Origin of the sequence: Pseudomonas abyssi (genome assembly GCF_003444685.1) — a bacterium.
GTDB lineage: Bacteria > Pseudomonadota > Gammaproteobacteria > Pseudomonadales > Pseudomonadaceae > Halopseudomonas > Halopseudomonas abyssi.
Map to the genome: position 1 here is coordinate 741,314 of NZ_LMAZ01000001.1, position 14,590 is coordinate 755,903.

Annotated in this window: 12 protein-coding genes; 5 read left to right on the forward strand and 7 right to left on the reverse strand. The window is 62.2% G+C overall.

The features are described 5' to 3' along the window. Positions 1–27: 27 nt before the first annotated feature. Positions 28–1,947, forward strand: coding sequence for an arginine decarboxylase (gene speA, locus ASB58_RS03480; RefSeq protein WP_096003589.1), 1,920 nt, complete (start codon positions 28–30; stop codon positions 1,945–1,947). A gap of 10 nt (positions 1,948–1,957) precedes the next feature. On the opposite strand, the gene ASB58_RS03485 is transcribed toward speA, so the two are convergent. Genes ASB58_RS03485 through ASB58_RS03495 form a run of 3 tightly spaced genes read right to left on the reverse strand, consistent with a single transcriptional unit; the run spans position 1,958 to position 4,349 of the window. After that, positions 1,958–2,674 carry a hotdog fold domain-containing protein gene (locus ASB58_RS03485; protein WP_202974583.1) on the reverse strand — a complete coding sequence of 239 codons (717 nt, stop codon included), beginning with the start codon at positions 2,672–2,674 and terminating at the stop codon, positions 1,958–1,960. A gap of 10 nt (positions 2,675–2,684) precedes the next feature. After that, on the reverse strand, positions 2,685–3,365 hold the full coding sequence (locus ASB58_RS03490) for an SDR family NAD(P)-dependent oxidoreductase (RefSeq protein WP_118129344.1): 681 nt from the start codon (positions 3,363–3,365) through the stop codon (positions 2,685–2,687). 15 nt (positions 3,366–3,380) lie between these two features. Continuing rightward, positions 3,381–4,349 (reverse strand): alpha/beta fold hydrolase, encoded by a 969-nt coding sequence (locus tag ASB58_RS03495; RefSeq protein ID WP_118129345.1) that lies wholly within the window; start codon positions 4,347–4,349, stop codon positions 3,381–3,383. 222 nt (positions 4,350–4,571) lie between these two features. Between ASB58_RS03495 and ASB58_RS03500 the strand changes: the two genes are divergently transcribed. Next, positions 4,572–7,439: an HD domain-containing phosphohydrolase gene (locus tag ASB58_RS03500; RefSeq protein ID WP_118129346.1), complete on the forward strand. Its 2,868-nt coding sequence runs from the start codon at positions 4,572–4,574 to the stop codon at positions 7,437–7,439. A 107-nt stretch (positions 7,440–7,546) separates the two neighbouring features. After that, positions 7,547–8,302 carry a lysophospholipid acyltransferase family protein gene (locus ASB58_RS03505; protein WP_118129347.1) on the forward strand — a complete coding sequence of 252 codons (756 nt, stop codon included), beginning with the start codon at positions 7,547–7,549 and terminating at the stop codon, positions 8,300–8,302. Between the two features lies 1 nt (position 8,303). On the opposite strand, the gene ASB58_RS03510 is transcribed toward ASB58_RS03505, so the two are convergent. From ASB58_RS03510 to ASB58_RS03520, 3 genes are all read right to left on the reverse strand, one after another. Continuing rightward, positions 8,304–8,762 carry a hypothetical protein gene (locus ASB58_RS03510; protein ID WP_118129348.1) on the reverse strand — a complete coding sequence of 153 codons (459 nt, stop codon included), beginning with the start codon at positions 8,760–8,762 and terminating at the stop codon, positions 8,304–8,306. Positions 8,763–8,834: 72 nt separating this feature from the next. Then, positions 8,835–10,208: a sigma-54-dependent transcriptional regulator gene (locus ASB58_RS03515; protein ID WP_118129349.1), complete on the reverse strand. Its 1,374-nt coding sequence runs from the start codon at positions 10,206–10,208 to the stop codon at positions 8,835–8,837. After that, positions 10,205–11,710: a sensor histidine kinase gene (locus ASB58_RS03520; protein WP_118129350.1), complete on the reverse strand. Its 1,506-nt coding sequence runs from the start codon at positions 11,708–11,710 to the stop codon at positions 10,205–10,207. Before ASB58_RS03520 ends, ASB58_RS03515 begins: the two co-directional genes overlap by 4 nt. Positions 11,711–11,875: 165 nt before the next feature. Here ASB58_RS03520 and ASB58_RS03525 point away from each other — a divergent pair, with 165 nt between their 5' ends. After that, entirely contained in the window at positions 11,876–12,265 is a 390-nt protein-coding gene (locus ASB58_RS03525) for a DUF4168 domain-containing protein (RefSeq protein WP_096003596.1), read from the forward strand. Positions 12,266–12,319: 54 nt separating this feature from the next. On the opposite strand, the gene ASB58_RS03530 is transcribed toward ASB58_RS03525, so the two are convergent. Then, complete coding sequence (locus ASB58_RS03530) at positions 12,320–13,213, reverse strand: LysR substrate-binding domain-containing protein (RefSeq protein ID WP_096003597.1); 894 nt, start codon at positions 13,211–13,213, stop codon at positions 12,320–12,322. A gap of 107 nt (positions 13,214–13,320) precedes the next feature. On the opposite strand from ASB58_RS03530, the gene ASB58_RS03535 reads away from it, so the two are divergent. Beyond that, positions 13,321–14,433, forward strand: a complete 1,113-nt coding sequence (locus tag ASB58_RS03535; RefSeq protein WP_118129351.1) for an S-(hydroxymethyl)glutathione dehydrogenase/class III alcohol dehydrogenase — start codon at positions 13,321–13,323, stop codon at positions 14,431–14,433. Positions 14,434–14,590 lie beyond the last annotated feature (157 nt).

A 14,590-nucleotide genomic window follows, 5' to 3' on the forward strand; every position in this document is an offset into this window, starting at 1 on the left:
CCAACCAGCGAGTAGAGTGAGGAAGCAATGGGATCTGTTCGACGTTCGCGCAAAGAAGACGCATCGGCCTGGACCGTGGCAGACAGCCGCAGTGTCTACGGTATTCGCCATTGGGGCGCGGGGTATTTCAACGTCAATGAACAGGGTCATGTCGAGGTCATGCCGCGCGGTCCGCAGGCGGGCAGCATCGACCTGCACGAGCTGGTAGGGCAATTGCGCGAGAGCGGGCTGGATCTGCCGTTGCTGGTGCGTTTTCCGGACATTCTGCAGGCGCGCGTGCGTCAGTTGACTGGCGCCTTTGACCGTAACATCGAGGCGCTGGAGTATGGCGCGGGCTACACCGCGCTTTATCCGATTAAGGTCAACCAGCAGGAAGCGGTGGTAGAAAACGTGATTGCCACCGAGAACGTCTCCATTGGCCTGGAGGCGGGTTCCAAGCCGGAATTGATGGCGGTGCTGGCGCTGGCGCCCAAGGGGGGCACCATCGTCTGCAATGGCTACAAGGATCGTGAGTTTATCCATCTGGCGCTGATTGGCCAGAAGCTCGGCCACAAGGTGTTCATCGTAATCGAGAAGGAGTCTGAGGTCCGTCTGGTGATCGAGGAGGCCGAGAAGCTCGGTGTCACGCCTCAGGTCGGCCTGCGTGTGCGGCTGTCATCGCTGGCGTCCAGCAAGTGGGCCGACACCGGCGGCGAGAAGTCCAAGTTCGGGCTTTCTGCCGCCCAGCTGCTGCGCGTGGTCGATACCTTTCGGGCAGCTAATCTGCAGGACGGCGTGCGCTTGCTGCATTTTCACATGGGGTCGCAGATTGCCAATCTGGCGGACTATCAGCACGGTTTTCGTGAAGCGATTCGCTACTTTGGCGAGCTGCGCGCGCTGGGGCTGCCGGTCGACCATATCGATGTGGGCGGCGGCTTGGGCGTCGACTACGACGGCACGCATTCGCGCAACGCCAGCTCCATCAACTATGACGTCAATGAGTACGCGCAGACGGTGGTGGGCATGTTGCGTGATTTCTGCGACGAGCAGGGACTGCCGCATCCGCACATCTTCTCTGAGAGTGGTCGGGCGATGACCGCGCATCATGCGGTGCTGGTAGTGCAGGTAACGGACGTTGAGCGCTACAACGACGTGATGCCCGAGATCGAGGACCTGGACGAGTTGCCGGCGGTGGTCCGCAACCTGGTCCGTCTGCAGGATCAGCATGACATCGAAATGGTCACCGAGACCTACTGGCGCGCGACGCACTATATGGCCGATGTGGCCGCGCAGTACGCCGAGGGCAAGCTCAGCCTGTCCGAGAAGGCGCTGGCAGAGCAGTGCTACTACGCCCTGTGCAACCGCTTGCATGTGCAGCTCAAGGCGCGTCAGCGCTCCCATCGTCAGGTGCTGGATGAGCTGAATGACAAGATGGCCGACAAGTACATCTGCAACTTCTCCGTATTCCAGAGCCTGCCTGACACTTGGGCGATTGATCAGGTGCTGCCGATCGTGCCGCTGGACCGGCTGGAAGAAGAGCCGCTGCGTCGCGCGGTGCTGCAGGATCTGACCTGTGATTCGGATGGCAAGATACGTCACTACGTCGATGAGCAGAGCATCGAGAACACGCTGCCGGTGCATGATCTGCGCGAGGGTGAGGACTATTTGCTGGGGATTTTCCTGGTGGGTGCTTATCAGGAAATTCTCGGCGATATGCACAACCTGTTTGGTGACACTGATTCGGTCAACGTTTACCTGCGCTCTGACGGCCGCGTAGTGCACGGTGGTATCGAAACGCACGACACCATCGAAGATATGCTGCGTTACGTGCACTTTGCGCCGGATGAGCTGGTCACGCTGTATCGGGACAAGGTGGCGGGTGCGCGTCTGAGCCCAGCCGAACGCACCCGTTTTTTGGATGCGCTGCGACTTGGGCTGACGCGATCTTCTTACCTCAACGCCGAGTAACCTGGCGTCGTCAGGCCGCCTGTTTCTGCAAGCTGATCCAGGTGGCCTCGGCCCAGGCTACTGGCTGGCCGTCTGCTGTATAGAGGGCGGTGCCGGCCTGGTGCTTGCGGCCATCGTGGGCGATGGCCCAGCCGGTCACGACCAGTTGCTCACCGACCTTGATCGGGCGTTCGATGTGCGCCGCAAAGCGGCCTAGCAGCGCCACGCCGGCCTGATCTTTCACGGCAAAGTAACCGGGACAGTCCAGCGCCGCCCAGACAAACTCCGGGGCCACAGTGCCGTCGCCGGCGTCCAGGGTGCTGTCCGGCGTCCAGGCGCAGGCGACGGTATCGTTGCGACCGGTCACCGGGCCGGTGTGCAGCAGCAGGCCATCGTGCTCACAGCGGTCGGTACCGCAGACAAAGCAACCGGGCAGGCCATGCTGCTCGTAGCCGCTGAAGCGGGGGCGGGCGGCTTCGGCGTCGGCCAGGCTGACCGCGGGCGGCGGCGTCAACGCAAACTGATAGGGGCGGGCACTGCCGAGCAGGGTCTCGCCCTGCAGCAGGCGGGCACCGTCCGCGACGCGTACGATCACAAGGTCGGTGTCCAGTGGCGGCGGAGCATGCAGGGTGACCTGGCAAGGCTCGTTCATGGCCTTGGCCAGCAGGCCGCAGACGTAGCCGCCGTTGCCACTGTTGGGTGGGCCGCAGAAACGTTTGCGGATCATGGTCGGTATCGTGTTTTGCATCGTAAATTCCTTAATGACTCCAGCCGCCGCAGACCGGGAATACCTGGCCAACGAAACAGTTCGCCGCGTCCGAGCACAGATAGGCGGCAAAGTGGCTGTCTTCTTCTGCCGAGACCAGTCGCCCGAGCGGCACTTCGCGCTGCAGGCGCGCCTGAAACGCCGGGTTGGCCTGAATCTCGGGTGGGAAATAGGTGGGGTTGTCGACAAAGTTCTGGGCGATGGCGTTGACCTGCACGCCCTTGCCTGCGACCTCCGCGCCCACGGCCTGCACCCAGGCCAGCTGCGCACCGCGTGCAGCGCTGTAGCTCGAAGCTCGCTTCATGCCGCGCAGGGCCGAGGCGCTGCCCATCAGCACAATCTTGCCATGGCCGCGCTCGGTCATGGCTGGCAGGACGGCGCGGGCGAATCGTGGCAGCGGGTCGACCATGTGGCGAAACAGCAGGCCCCACTCTTCATCCTCTACCTGATCGGCCGGTGTGCTTGGCGCGGGCACGCCCAGATTCAGCAGTAGCACGTCAAAGCTGCCTGCTTCGGCGGTCAGCTTCTGGGGCGCCTTCGGGTCCAGAAAGTCGCGGTTGTCAGCCACGACCTCCGCGCCGCAGGCTTGCAGTGTGCGTTGCAAAGCGGGCCCCATGAAGTCCCCTGCCTGGGTCAGCAGGATGCGCTTGTTACTCAGATCACACAGGCTCATCGTTCTTCTCCCTTGTCAGGTTGCGGGGAAGTGGCGCTCCAGAAACGGCAGTAGCAAGCCGTTTACGTCGGCAGGCTTCTCGGCCTGAATCCAGTGGCCGCAGTCGGCGATCACATGCTGTTCGACCTGCGGCACCACGCTGGGCATTTTCTTGATGGTATAGGCTTCCAATGTGCCGACCGGGTCACGATCGCCGATCAGGAACAGGGCAGGTTGCTCGATCTGGCGGCCAGCCAGCGACTCGGTACGTTCCCAGTTGCGCTCAAAGTTGCGATACCAGTTGATCGGGCCGCGGAAACCGCTTTGCTCAAAGGTTTTGACGTAGACCTCGAAGGCCTCGTCGGAGCACCAGGCGGGCGGCTTGCCCGGGTCGCTGTAGTCCTCGAGCCAGGCCGAGTCGGCCGGTTTGTCCTGCACCAAGGCGCCGCCTTCCTGACTGTCCAGTCCGTGCATCATCAGGCGCATGGTGCGCGGGATATCCGCGGCCAGTTCGGCTTCAGCCGGGCCCTGAGTCTGGAAGTACAGCATGTAATGAAATTTGTCCTTGTAGGCCTCGCGCATCATGTTGATTGCCGGCTGACGCGGGCGCCCGCCGAAGGGCACCGACAGGCCGCACACCGCCTTGACGCGGGCCGGCTCCAGTAGCGCCAGGTGCCAGGCAATGGGGGCGCCCCAGTCGTGGCCGAGCATGGCTACCTGCTCGTGACCGAAATGGTTCATCGCGCCCTGAATGTCGCCGCAGATGGTGATCAGGTCATAGGCCTCGACCGCCTCTGGCGCCTCGGTCGCACCGTAACCACGCATTTCCGGGGCAAACACGCGATAGCCCTGGGCCGCCAGCGCCGTGATTTGATGACGCCACGAGTACCAGCACTCCGGGAATCCATGCAGCAGCCAGACCGGCTTGCCGCTCTCCGGGCCTGCGATATGCACGCTGAGCTGAATGCCGTTGACCTTGATCAGTTGTTGTTTTGTCTGCTGCATACTGCTCTCCACTGAGTCCTGAGGCCACACTATGGCAAATCGGCGGCGATATGGCGCGATTGTCGCATGCGCATTCACCAGCCGAAGTGTCGAATATCGGTGCGGTGCATGATTCGTGCGCAGAGCGGCTCGCGGTTGCCTGGGCGGCGCGGGTTTCAGGCTGAGCTATGCTCAGGTTGCTGGGCCAAAAAGTCGTGTGGGCATCGTAAATAAGGAAAGGCGATGAGCAAAGCGCGTCCGTGGATTACCTTGCAGGGCCTGATCGCTGTCTCGATTGTGATCTGTCTGCTGACCATGCTGGCGGTCACTGCGCTGCAGGGCTATCGGGGGGCGCGTGCGGTGCTGGTTGCGGCGGCATCGGATTCGGCCAAGCAGATTGGCGCATTGCTCAATGAGCGCGCCGAGCGTTTGCTGTCGCCGGGCGAGAATGCCTTGAGCATTCTGGTGCACGATCCGCTGGTCACCGCCGACTCGCTGCGCGAGCGGGCGAGCCGCATGCCTGCTTTGGCTCAGCTGCTGGGGGATGGAAAAACGGTCAGCGCTGTGTATGCCGGCTACCCCGATGGTGAGTTCTTTCTTGTGCGCCGGGTGCCCGATGGGGGGCTCGATCGCTACCAGCTTCCGGAGGGGACGCATTTTCTGGTGCAGTCGGTTGAGCGCGATGGCGAGCGCATGCTCGGACGTTGGCTGTTCTTCAATGCGGACCTGCAGCAGACCGGCAGCAGGCCGGTACCCGAATACCGATATGACCCCCGTGAGCGGCCTTGGTACCAGCTGGCGCAGACCCGCGACGGGGTAGTGTTGACCGAACCCTATCTCTTCTTCACCACTCATCAGGTTGGTCTGACCATGGCGCGGCGCAGCAAGCTGACCGGCGTAGTGATGGGGCTGGATGCGGCTGTGGATGACCTGGCCGTTGAGGTCAAGGACATGCACCTGACGCCCGGCACGGAGATGGCGATTGTCAGCGGAGAGCGGGTTGTTGCCTATCCGGACATGGACCGCCTGATCGTGCTGGAAGGCGCGCAGGAGCCGCGATTGGCCACCATTGAGGAGCTGGGCGTGCCGGTGCTGAGCGAGCTGGCAGCAATGGATGTCGATCCTGCGGAGGTGGCACTGCTGTCACGCGATGACGGTGATTGGTACGTCATCAGCCTGCCACTGACTCGCATTGGCGATGAGCTCGGTCGGGTGCTGATTGCCATGCCCGGTAAGGAGATGCTGGCAGGGGTTGTGGGCATTCTGCGTCAGCAGGCGACCTGGGCGCTGGTGTTGCTGTTGCTGCTGGTTCTGGTGGGTTGGGCGCTGGGCCAGCGTTTGGGCGGGCCACTCAAGGCGCTGGCTGATCAGGTGGGTGGTCTGGCCAACATGGACTTCAGTCAGAAGATCGGTGTGCGTTCGCGCATTCGCGAGGTCAACGAACTCGGCGGTGTGCTCAGCCGAATGGCGGGAGCGATCAATCATTTTCAGCAGATATCATTGGCGCTGAGTCGCGAGACGCGCCTGGAGCGCATGCTTGATGTGGTGTTGGGCCACTTGATCGCGATGGCCAAAGGACGTGGCGGGGCGGTGTTTCTGTATGAGGAGCAGAGCGGTGAGTTGAGGCTGGCCAGTGGTATCAATGACGAGCATTACCCGCAGTCGTTGACGCTGGATGAGGAGCTGCGCAGTAAGCCGGAGCAGGTGCTGGCGGCACGTCTGGACCGGGATCATCGCTATATGACGCTGGCCCTGCGAGACCGTCAGGAAAATCTGATCGGCGTGCTTGCGGTAGAGGTCTCGCCGCTGTTGACCTCAAACATGGTCAAGAGTCTGCGCCAGTTTCTGGAGAGCCTGTCCGGTACCCTGGCTGTTGCCATCGAAACGCGCCAGCTGTTCGATGACCAGCAGGTGTTGATGGAGTCGATCATTCGTCTGCTGGCCACGGCCATTGACGCCAAGTCGCCCTACACCGGCGGACACTGCGATCGTGTGCCGCAGCTGGCCGAGATGTTGCTCCACCGTGCCTTGGCCTCGGAAAGTGGCGCACTGGCTGAATTCTCGATGGATGAAGAACAACGCTATGCCTTCCGCATTGCGGCCTGGATGCATGACTGCGGCAAGATCACCAGCCCTGAATACGTAGTCGACAAGGCCACCAAGCTGGAAACCATCTACAACCGCATTCATGAGGTTCGCACGCGCTTTGAGGTGCTGTGGCGAGATGCGGAGATTCGCTATTGGCAGGGCGTTGCCGAAGGGCGAGACGAGGCGGAGCTGGCCGCCGAGTTGGCGCAGACCCGACAACGTCTGCAGGCCGAATTTGACGAAGTGGCCAAGGCAAACGTCGGTGGCGAGTTCATGCGCGAGCAGGACGTCGAGCGTTTACGACAGATTGCCGAGCAAACCTGGGTGCGCCACTTTGACGACCGGCTCGGTCTGTCGCAGGAAGAAATGCAGCAGTTGCAGGCCGTGCCAGCGCCGGCACTGCCGGTGGTTGAGCGCCTGCTCAGCGACAAGCCCGAGCACAAGGTGCCCTGGGGGGATCGCAAACCGCCTGTGGCCAAGGATGATCCGCGTAACATCTGGGGCTTTGACATGGATGCGCCGCAATACAGCTTTGACCGCGGTGAGCTGCACAACCTGTCCATTCAGCGTGGCACGCTGACGGCGGAAGAGCGCTTCAAGATCAACGATCACATCGTGCAGACCCTGATCATGCTCAGTACCTTGCCGTTCCCGCGGGCGCTGCGCGACGTACCGCAGCTGGCGGCTACGCACCATGAGAAGCTCGATGGCACCGGTTATCCACGTCGTCTGGGTGAGGACCAGTTGTCGGTGCCTGATCGGGTGCTGGCCATTGCCGACATCTTTGAAGCGCTGACGGCGGCCGACCGCCCGTATAAGCCGGCAAAAACGCTGTCCGAGGCCATCAGAATCATGCTGTTCATGGCCAAGGATCGGCATATCGACGGAGAGCTGCTGGCGCTGTTTCTGCGTACCGGTGTGCATGAGCAATACGGTCAGCTGTTCCTGCAGCCGGAGCAGTGCGATCAGGTTGACGTGGAGGCGTGCCTGGCGCAGTTGCGTGAGTGGCAGGTCATCGCCTGATCAAGCGTCCTGGTTGTTGACCGCAGATGACAGAATTGTGGCACTCTGTCCGGCTGCTGGTGACCCGTATCACCGCGCCTGCCGTGAGTCTGAACAAGAGAGTCGTCATGTTGAGTCTGTCGCCCGTTGCTGAGTCTGCCACCCTGCTACGCCGCATCGGCGTGGTTGTCGGTTCTGTTCTGGTTACCCTGGGATACTGCCTGGATGTGCTCTGGAGGGCTGCTGCCAGGCGCCTGGATCGCGCCCGGGTTGACCGTTACACACGTGGCTGGGCTGCCGCTCTGCTCCGGCTGGTGCGCCTGCAGGTCTGCGTCTTTGGTGCGCCGCCCAACTTCAGCGACGGGCGCCGCTATATCATTCTCTGTACCCATGCCAGCCACTACGATATCCCGGTCAGCTTTGTGGCGCTGCCTGGCTCCATTCGCATGCTGGCCAAGTCCGAGTTGTATCGTATTCCGGTGCTGGGGCTGACCATGCGCCTGGCGGAGTTCCCTTCAATCAATCGCCACAAGCGCACTCAGGCGCTGGCCGATCTGGCCCGCGCCCGGCAGATGATGGAGTCGGGTATTGTGCTCTGGGCTGCGCCGGAGGGGACGCGCTCGCGCACGGGTGAGTTGCTGCCGTTTAAAAAAGGATGTTTTCACCTGGCGCTGGATACCGAGGCGGTGATCGTGCCGGTCGCCATTCGCGGTATCCACAGGGTGCTGCCGGCGCGCAGTTGGCGCTTCAACCTCGGGCAACAAGTGTCTGTGCACGTCGGCGAGCCGATTGACGCGGCGACCTACACGCGTGAAGACCTGCCCGCGCTGATGGCCGAGACCCGCCAGCGGATTGCGGCGTTGCTGGGAGGCTCTGCGGTCTGACTCAGCGCTGCCCTGACTCGTCAACGGCGAGGTGGAATTGCGCGCCTTCGGTTTCCAGTGGCGCGAGGGTACTGATGCAGTAGTCCAGCTCCTCCAGCAGACCGCGCACCTTGTTGCTGTTCAGACCGCTGTGCGGGGATTTGCGCAGATGATGCTGGAGTGCTTCCAGGGTGCTCATGCCGGCCGCGACCGGCTGCCAGCTGACGTCTTCAATGCCCCATATCTGGCCGGTCTGTGGGTCGGGTTCCGGCACCGCCTTTTTGGCTTCATCGTCCAACATGGCGACGGCGGCCTGCAGTTCCAGTGCGGTGGTGTCGACAAAGCTGCTGAGTTCCGAGACGCCGAGTGTGCGGCACAGGCCGTCGAGCAGCTTCAGCTCGTTTCGCAGGGTATCCAGCAGACGGTCATCTGGCTGAAATTGACGGTTCAGCAGGGTGTTCAGCCGCAGGGCGCTTGCCACAGTGTGCTCCTGAGTCGAGGGTGGTGGAACTCGAACTTTAACCTAGAGCGCCGCTGTCCTGCACTGCCATGCTCATTCGATCCAGCGATACAGGGTGCGGCGCGTGATGCCCAGGATGTCTGCGGCCCGGCGCTTGTTGCCGCCGGTGGCGCTGAGCACCTGGTGAATGTATTGGCGCTGCACGCTCTCCAGACTCGGTAGTTGCTCCAGTGCCGCCCCGGTCAGCCCGTCCAGTAGCGGGACGCCGGGCGAGCCCGGGTTTTGCTGCTCGGCCTGTTGCAGTCGATCCGGCAGGTTGCTCAGCTCGATCAGGTCGCCGGTGCAGAAGGTCGCTGCGCGCTCCACTGCGTTCTGCAGCTCGCGTACGTTGCCCGGGAAGGGGTGGCGCTGCAGCGCCAGGCGGGCGTCATCGGCAAAGCCTTTGATATGGCGCTGCTGTCTGGCATTGAAGCGAGCAAGAAAGAAGTCGGCCAGCGCGTGAATGTCATCGGCCCGCTCGCGCAGTGCCGGCACTTGCAGGGTGAAAGTCTCCAGGCGATAGAACAGGTCTTCGCGAAAGCGGCCGTCAGCCACGCAGTCGGTGAGCTGGCGGTTGGTGGCAGCGATGACGCGGACGTTCAGTTGTATTTCGTGGTCGCTGCCGACCGGCCGCACCTTGCCGTCCTGCAGGGCGCGCAGCAGCTTGGCCTGCAGGGCGAGCGGCATTTCGCCGATCTCGTCCAGCAGCAGGGTGCCTCCGTCGGCCTGCTGGAACAGGCCTGCGCGGGTCTTGCGGGCACCGGTATAGGCACCGGCGGCATGGCCAAAAAACTCGCTTTCCATCAGCTCGCTGGGGATGCCGCCGCAATTGACGACCATGTACGGGGCGGACTTGCGACTGCTTTGCTCGTGGACCGCGCGGGCAACCAGTTCCTTGCCGGTGCCGCTTTCGCCCTGAATCAGCACTGGGCCGTCGGCGTCGGCTACCTGGCGGATATCCTGAAACAGTCGTCGCATGACGCTGCTTTGGCCGATGATGCCGTGAAACTGCTCCACTGCCATGATGGAGCGATAGCGCTGCACTTCGCGGCGCAGGCGGCGGTTCTCCAGCAAGCGGCTCGCTGTGAGCAGGAAGTGGTCCATTTCCAGCGGCTTGGTGAGAAAGTCGTCGGCGCCTTGCTGCAGTGCCTGCACGGCCTGTTGTACCGAGCCAAAGGCGGTGATGATCAGCATCGCCGGGGCCGGGTTCAGGCCCTGCGCGACGGGTAGCAGACTCAGGCCGTTGGCGCCCGGCAGGCGCAGGTCGCTGATCAGCAGATCAATCTCGCCCTGTTGCAGCAGCGGCTGGGCGGCTTCGGCGCTGGCGCAGGCGGTCACCCGGTAGCCCTCGGCCTCGAGTTCTTCCTGCAGTAGTTCGCGCAGGCCCGGATCGTCTTCGACCAGTAGCAGATGTTCGGTATGGCTCATGCAGTGCGTTTCCCTTGATGAATCGGCAGCAGCAGGCTGGCACGGCAACCGCCCAACGGGCTGCTGCCGAGCACGAGTTGGCCGCCGTGTTCTTCGGCAATGGTGTTGACGATGGCCAGCCCCAGCCCGGTGCCTTCGCCCGGGGGCTTGGTGGTAAAGAAGGGCTCAAGCAGTTGCTCGTGACTGGCCTCGGGCAGGCCTGGCCCATCGTCGTCAATATCGATGCGCAGCTGCCCGTGCTGCTGACTGAGCTGCACCTGCAGTCGCTGCTCACTGGCTTGCAGGGCGTTGCGCAGCAGATTGAGCAGGGCCAGCTCGAGACGCCCCGGGTCGCCTTTCACCGTGGGCAGCGTCTGCGCGCTGTCGGCCTCTACCTCGAGTTGTCGCCCGGCGACCTCCAGTTCCGGGGTAATGGCCGCCACCGCGCTGTCGAGTACTTGGCGCAGGGAGGTCGCGCGCGGCTCTGCAGCGCTGGGGCGGCTGTAGTCGAGCAGTTGGCGAACCGTGTGGGTCAGACGGGCTACCTGCCCGCGAATGGCGCCAAGTTCACGCTGCTGCCCCTGGTCATCGGCAGCATGGCGTTGCAGGCGTCGAGCGCGTCCGTCGATCACACTGAGCGGAGCGCCCAGCTCATGGGCGACCCCGCGTGCCATGCCACCGATGGCTGCCATTTTCTCCTGATCCTTGAGCTGGGCCAGCAGGTCGGTCTCGGCGGCGCGACGCTGATCCAGCTCGTGTCGGGCTTGTTCGATACTGTCCAGCATCTGGTTCAGCCCTTCTGCGAGGGCGGCGACTTCGGTTGGGCCTTCCAGCGCTGCGCGGTGGGCATGGTCACCCTGGGCGACCCGCTGCATGTGTTCAAGCAGTCGGTCGACATGGCGACCTACACCGCCGTAGTGGCCCAGCATCACTGCGCAGAGGATGCCGATGGCCAGTACCGCCCAGGCCAGCCAGGCAATGATCTCCAGCTGGTCGAGCGCGCGGCCGAAGTCGCTGGCCCGCCGGGTTATTTGAATCAGCCCCTGAATCTGCCCGCCGGCATCGAACAGCGGCATGAAATGGGAGAACAGGTGGCGTCCGCCCACCTGGCTAAAGCCTTGCTGGGCCTGACCGGTAGACACGATAAGGTCGGGGATGGCGGTACGGGTCAGGTCGCTTTCGGTGATGCCGGCCGAGGCCAGACGCACACCGTTGACGTCGAATACCGAGGCGCCGTAGACCTCGCCGATAATAAAGACCGACCCCAGTGCGAGCTCGATTGCCTGCTCGTCATGCTCGCGCAGGGCATTGCCGATGGGAATGCTGATCGCCCGGCCGATCAACTCCAGGTCGTCCTTGAGGCGTTGTTGTTGAAACTGGCTGGCCTGCTCCAGGCCAAAGCGGATGCCTAGCGCGGTGAGCACCAGTAGGGGCAGCACGACAAACAGCAGAAGCGTACGCTGCAGGCCGCTGATGCCGAGCCAGGAAAACGGGTCATATCTGAACGGGTATTTTTTGCTCATGTTTAAAAAAGATACGTTTTTGTGGGCGATCCAGGCAAGCTGAAAGGCGTTTCGGTTTGTGTTTTCAGGATAAATTCTTTTAAAAACAATAGATTATATATTTTTTGTCGGGCTTGGCACGGTCTCTGCTGTATATCCAGTGACACTCAACGAAGGAGAAACACCATGACGAATCTGAAGAAACTGACTGCTGCCCTGTGTGTTGTGACCCTGAGCGCGGGTGTACCGTTCGCTGTAGCGCAGTCCACCGGTGGTTCTGCCGGTCAGCAATACGGCGCCCCCTCAGCCGCGGCAGCCGCAGCGCCGGTGACCGATGAGGATCTGGAGAAATTCGTCACAGCGGAGAAGAAGGTCAATGAGATCCGCCAAGAGCTGACTGAAGAGCTGAGCAATGCGGGTGATCAGCAGGAAGCGCAGCAGATGCAGCTTGATGCGCAGGAAGAAATGGTTGAGGCCATCAAGGACGAGGAGATGGATATCCCTCGCTACAACGAAATCGCCTCGCGCATGCAGACAGATATGGAACTGCGCCAGCGCGCTCAGCAGGTCAACTGATAGCGTGATCTGAGCTGGTAAAAAGGGGCTTCGGCCCCTTTTTTTGTCGCCCTGTCAGGACTCACTGTATTCCGGGCGCTCGGCCAGGCCGCGTTTGAGGTGGTCAACCAGCTGGCGCACCTTGGGCGAGAGGTGCCGCTGTTGCGGATACAGCGCCCAGACGGCGGTATGCGGTGGCTGGTGTTGGGGGAGGAGGGCGCGTAAGGCGCCGCTACGCAGGTGGCCCTGAACGTAGTAGTCGGGGAGCTGGCACAGGCCAAAACCACGCAGTGCCGCTTCCAGCACCGCTTGGCCGCTGTTGCAGCGCCAGTTGCCCTGCACCCGAACCGGCAGTTCACGGCCGCGTTGCTGGAAGGTCCAGACGTCGCTGCTGCCGATCAGGCAGTTGTGCCTTGGTAGTTCCGACAGGCTGTGCGGCGCGCCGAAGCGCTCCAGATAGGTCGGTGCAGCGCACAGATACATGTGGCGCGGCGCAATGCGGGTAGCGATCAGGCTGGAGTCTTGCAGCCGACCCAGTCGAATGGCCAGGTCGTAGCTACCGTGCAACAGGTCCAGCGTCTGGTTGGTCAGGGTCATCTCGACCCGCAGCTGCGGATGCAGCTGCATAAAGTCGTCGACGATAGGCATGATAAAACTCTCGCCATAGGCGACTGCACAGGTCATGCGCAATAGCCCCTTGGGCTCGCTGCCCAGATCTGTGATGGCCTGCAGGGCTTCATCGCGGGCGTCGATCAGGCGTTGGCAGTGCTGCAGAAAGGTTTGGCCGGCCTCGGTCAGGCTGACTCGACGTGTGCTGCGGTAAAACAGGCGACTCTGCAAACGGTCCTCAAGGCGGGCAATCTGGCGGCTGACGTGAGAGGAGGAGGCACCTAAGCGCTGTGCCGCGCCAGTGAAATGCCCGGTTTCGGCTACCGCTACAAATTCGTCGATACCTTGCCAGTCACTCATGATTATCCCTATGCGGCAATAATGTTTTGTCTGATGAGGGATTATCCACGAAACCGCCTTCTACTACACTGGCGTCCTGTTGCTACCTCACTCAATGGAGAGTCCCCATGATCAAGTCCCGCGCCGCCGTGGCCTTTGCGCCGAATGAACCCCTGCAGATCGTCGAAGTGGACGTGGCGCCGCCGCAGGCCGGTGAGGTGCTGATTCGTATCGTTGCTTCCGGCGTTTGTCACACTGATGCCTATACCCTGTCCGGTCAGGACAGCGAAGGCGTGTTCCCCTGCATTCTCGGTCACGAAGGCGGTGGCATCGTCGAAGCCGTGGGGGAAGGGGTGACCTCGGTGCAGGTGGGTGATCATGTCATTCCGCTGTATACCGCCGAGTGCGGTGAGTGCAAATTCTGCAAATCCGAGAAAACCAACCTGTGCAGCTCGGTGCGCACCACGCAGGGCAAAGGCGTGATGCCGGACGGCACCAGCCGCTTCAGCTACAACGGCGAGCCGATCTATCACTATATGGGCTGCTCCACCTTCTCTGAATACACCGTGCTGCCAGAAGTCTCCGTGGCGGTGATTCCGAAGGAAGCGCCGCTGGAGAAAGTCTGTCTGCTGGGCTGTGGCGTGACCACCGGCATCGGCGCGGTGCTCAATACCGCCAAGGTAGAAGCGGGCGCGACCGTTGCCATCTTTGGTCTGGGCGGTATCGGCCTGGCGGCCATCATCGGCGCCAAAATGGCCGGTGCCAGCCGCATCATCGGTATCGACATCAACCCGGCCAAGGAAGGGGTTGCCCGCGAGCTGGGTGCAGACGAGTTCGTCAATCCGAAGGATTACGACAAGCCGATTCAGGAAGTGATCGTCGATATGACCGACGGCGGCGTGGATTACAGCTTCGAGTGCATCGGCAACGTGCAACTGATGCGCGCCGCGCTGGAGTGCTGCCACAAGGGGTGGGGCGAATCGACCATCATCGGCGTCGCGCCGGCCGGTGCCGAGATCAGCACCCGTCCGTTCCAGCTGGTGACCGGTCGCGTCTGGCGCGGCAGCGCCTTCGGTGGCGTCAAGGGCCGTACAGAACTGCCGAGCTACGTCGAGAAATCGCAGACGGGCGAAATCCCGCTGGACAGCTTCATCACCCACACCATGGGGCTGGAGCAGATCAACGACGCCTTTGAGCTGATGCACGAAGGCAAGAGCATTCGGACGGTGATCCATTTTTGAGGCAGCCGCAAGCTTCAAGCCTCAAGCTTCAAGCAAAACCATGTGGTATCGAATTGCGCGGATTTTCTTGAAGCAACGAATGGCAGATAAGCGTGTGGAAAACACTTGACGGTCCGACCGCCGAGCTAATTCTGATTACGCTTGCAGCTTGCAGCTT

Bases quoted from the DNA above. Each gene is read 5' to 3' on its own strand.
- speA (WP_096003589.1), top strand. From the start codon at position 28: ATGGGATCTGTTCGACGTTCGCGCAAAGAAGACGCATCGGCCTGGACC.
- ASB58_RS03485 (WP_202974583.1), bottom strand. From the start codon at position 2,674: ATGCAAAACACGATACCGACCATGATCCGCAAACGTTTCTGCGGCCCA.
- ASB58_RS03490 (WP_118129344.1), bottom strand. From the start codon at position 3,365: ATGAGCCTGTGTGATCTGAGTAACAAGCGCATCCTGCTGACCCAGGCA.
- ASB58_RS03495 (WP_118129345.1), bottom strand. From the start codon at position 4,349: ATGCAGCAGACAAAACAACAACTGATCAAGGTCAACGGCATTCAGCTC.
- ASB58_RS03500 (WP_118129346.1), top strand. From the start codon at position 4,572: ATGAGCAAAGCGCGTCCGTGGATTACCTTGCAGGGCCTGATCGCTGTC.
- ASB58_RS03505 (WP_118129347.1), top strand. From the start codon at position 7,547: ATGTTGAGTCTGTCGCCCGTTGCTGAGTCTGCCACCCTGCTACGCCGC.
- ASB58_RS03515 (WP_118129349.1), bottom strand. From the start codon at position 10,208: ATGAGCCATACCGAACATCTGCTACTGGTCGAAGACGATCCGGGCCTG.
- ASB58_RS03520 (WP_118129350.1), bottom strand. From the start codon at position 11,710: ATGAGCAAAAAATACCCGTTCAGATATGACCCGTTTTCCTGGCTCGGC.
- ASB58_RS03525 (WP_096003596.1), top strand. From the start codon at position 11,876: ATGACGAATCTGAAGAAACTGACTGCTGCCCTGTGTGTTGTGACCCTG.
- ASB58_RS03530 (WP_096003597.1), bottom strand. From the start codon at position 13,213: ATGAGTGACTGGCAAGGTATCGACGAATTTGTAGCGGTAGCCGAAACC.
- ASB58_RS03535 (WP_118129351.1), top strand. From the start codon at position 13,321: ATGATCAAGTCCCGCGCCGCCGTGGCCTTTGCGCCGAATGAACCCCTG.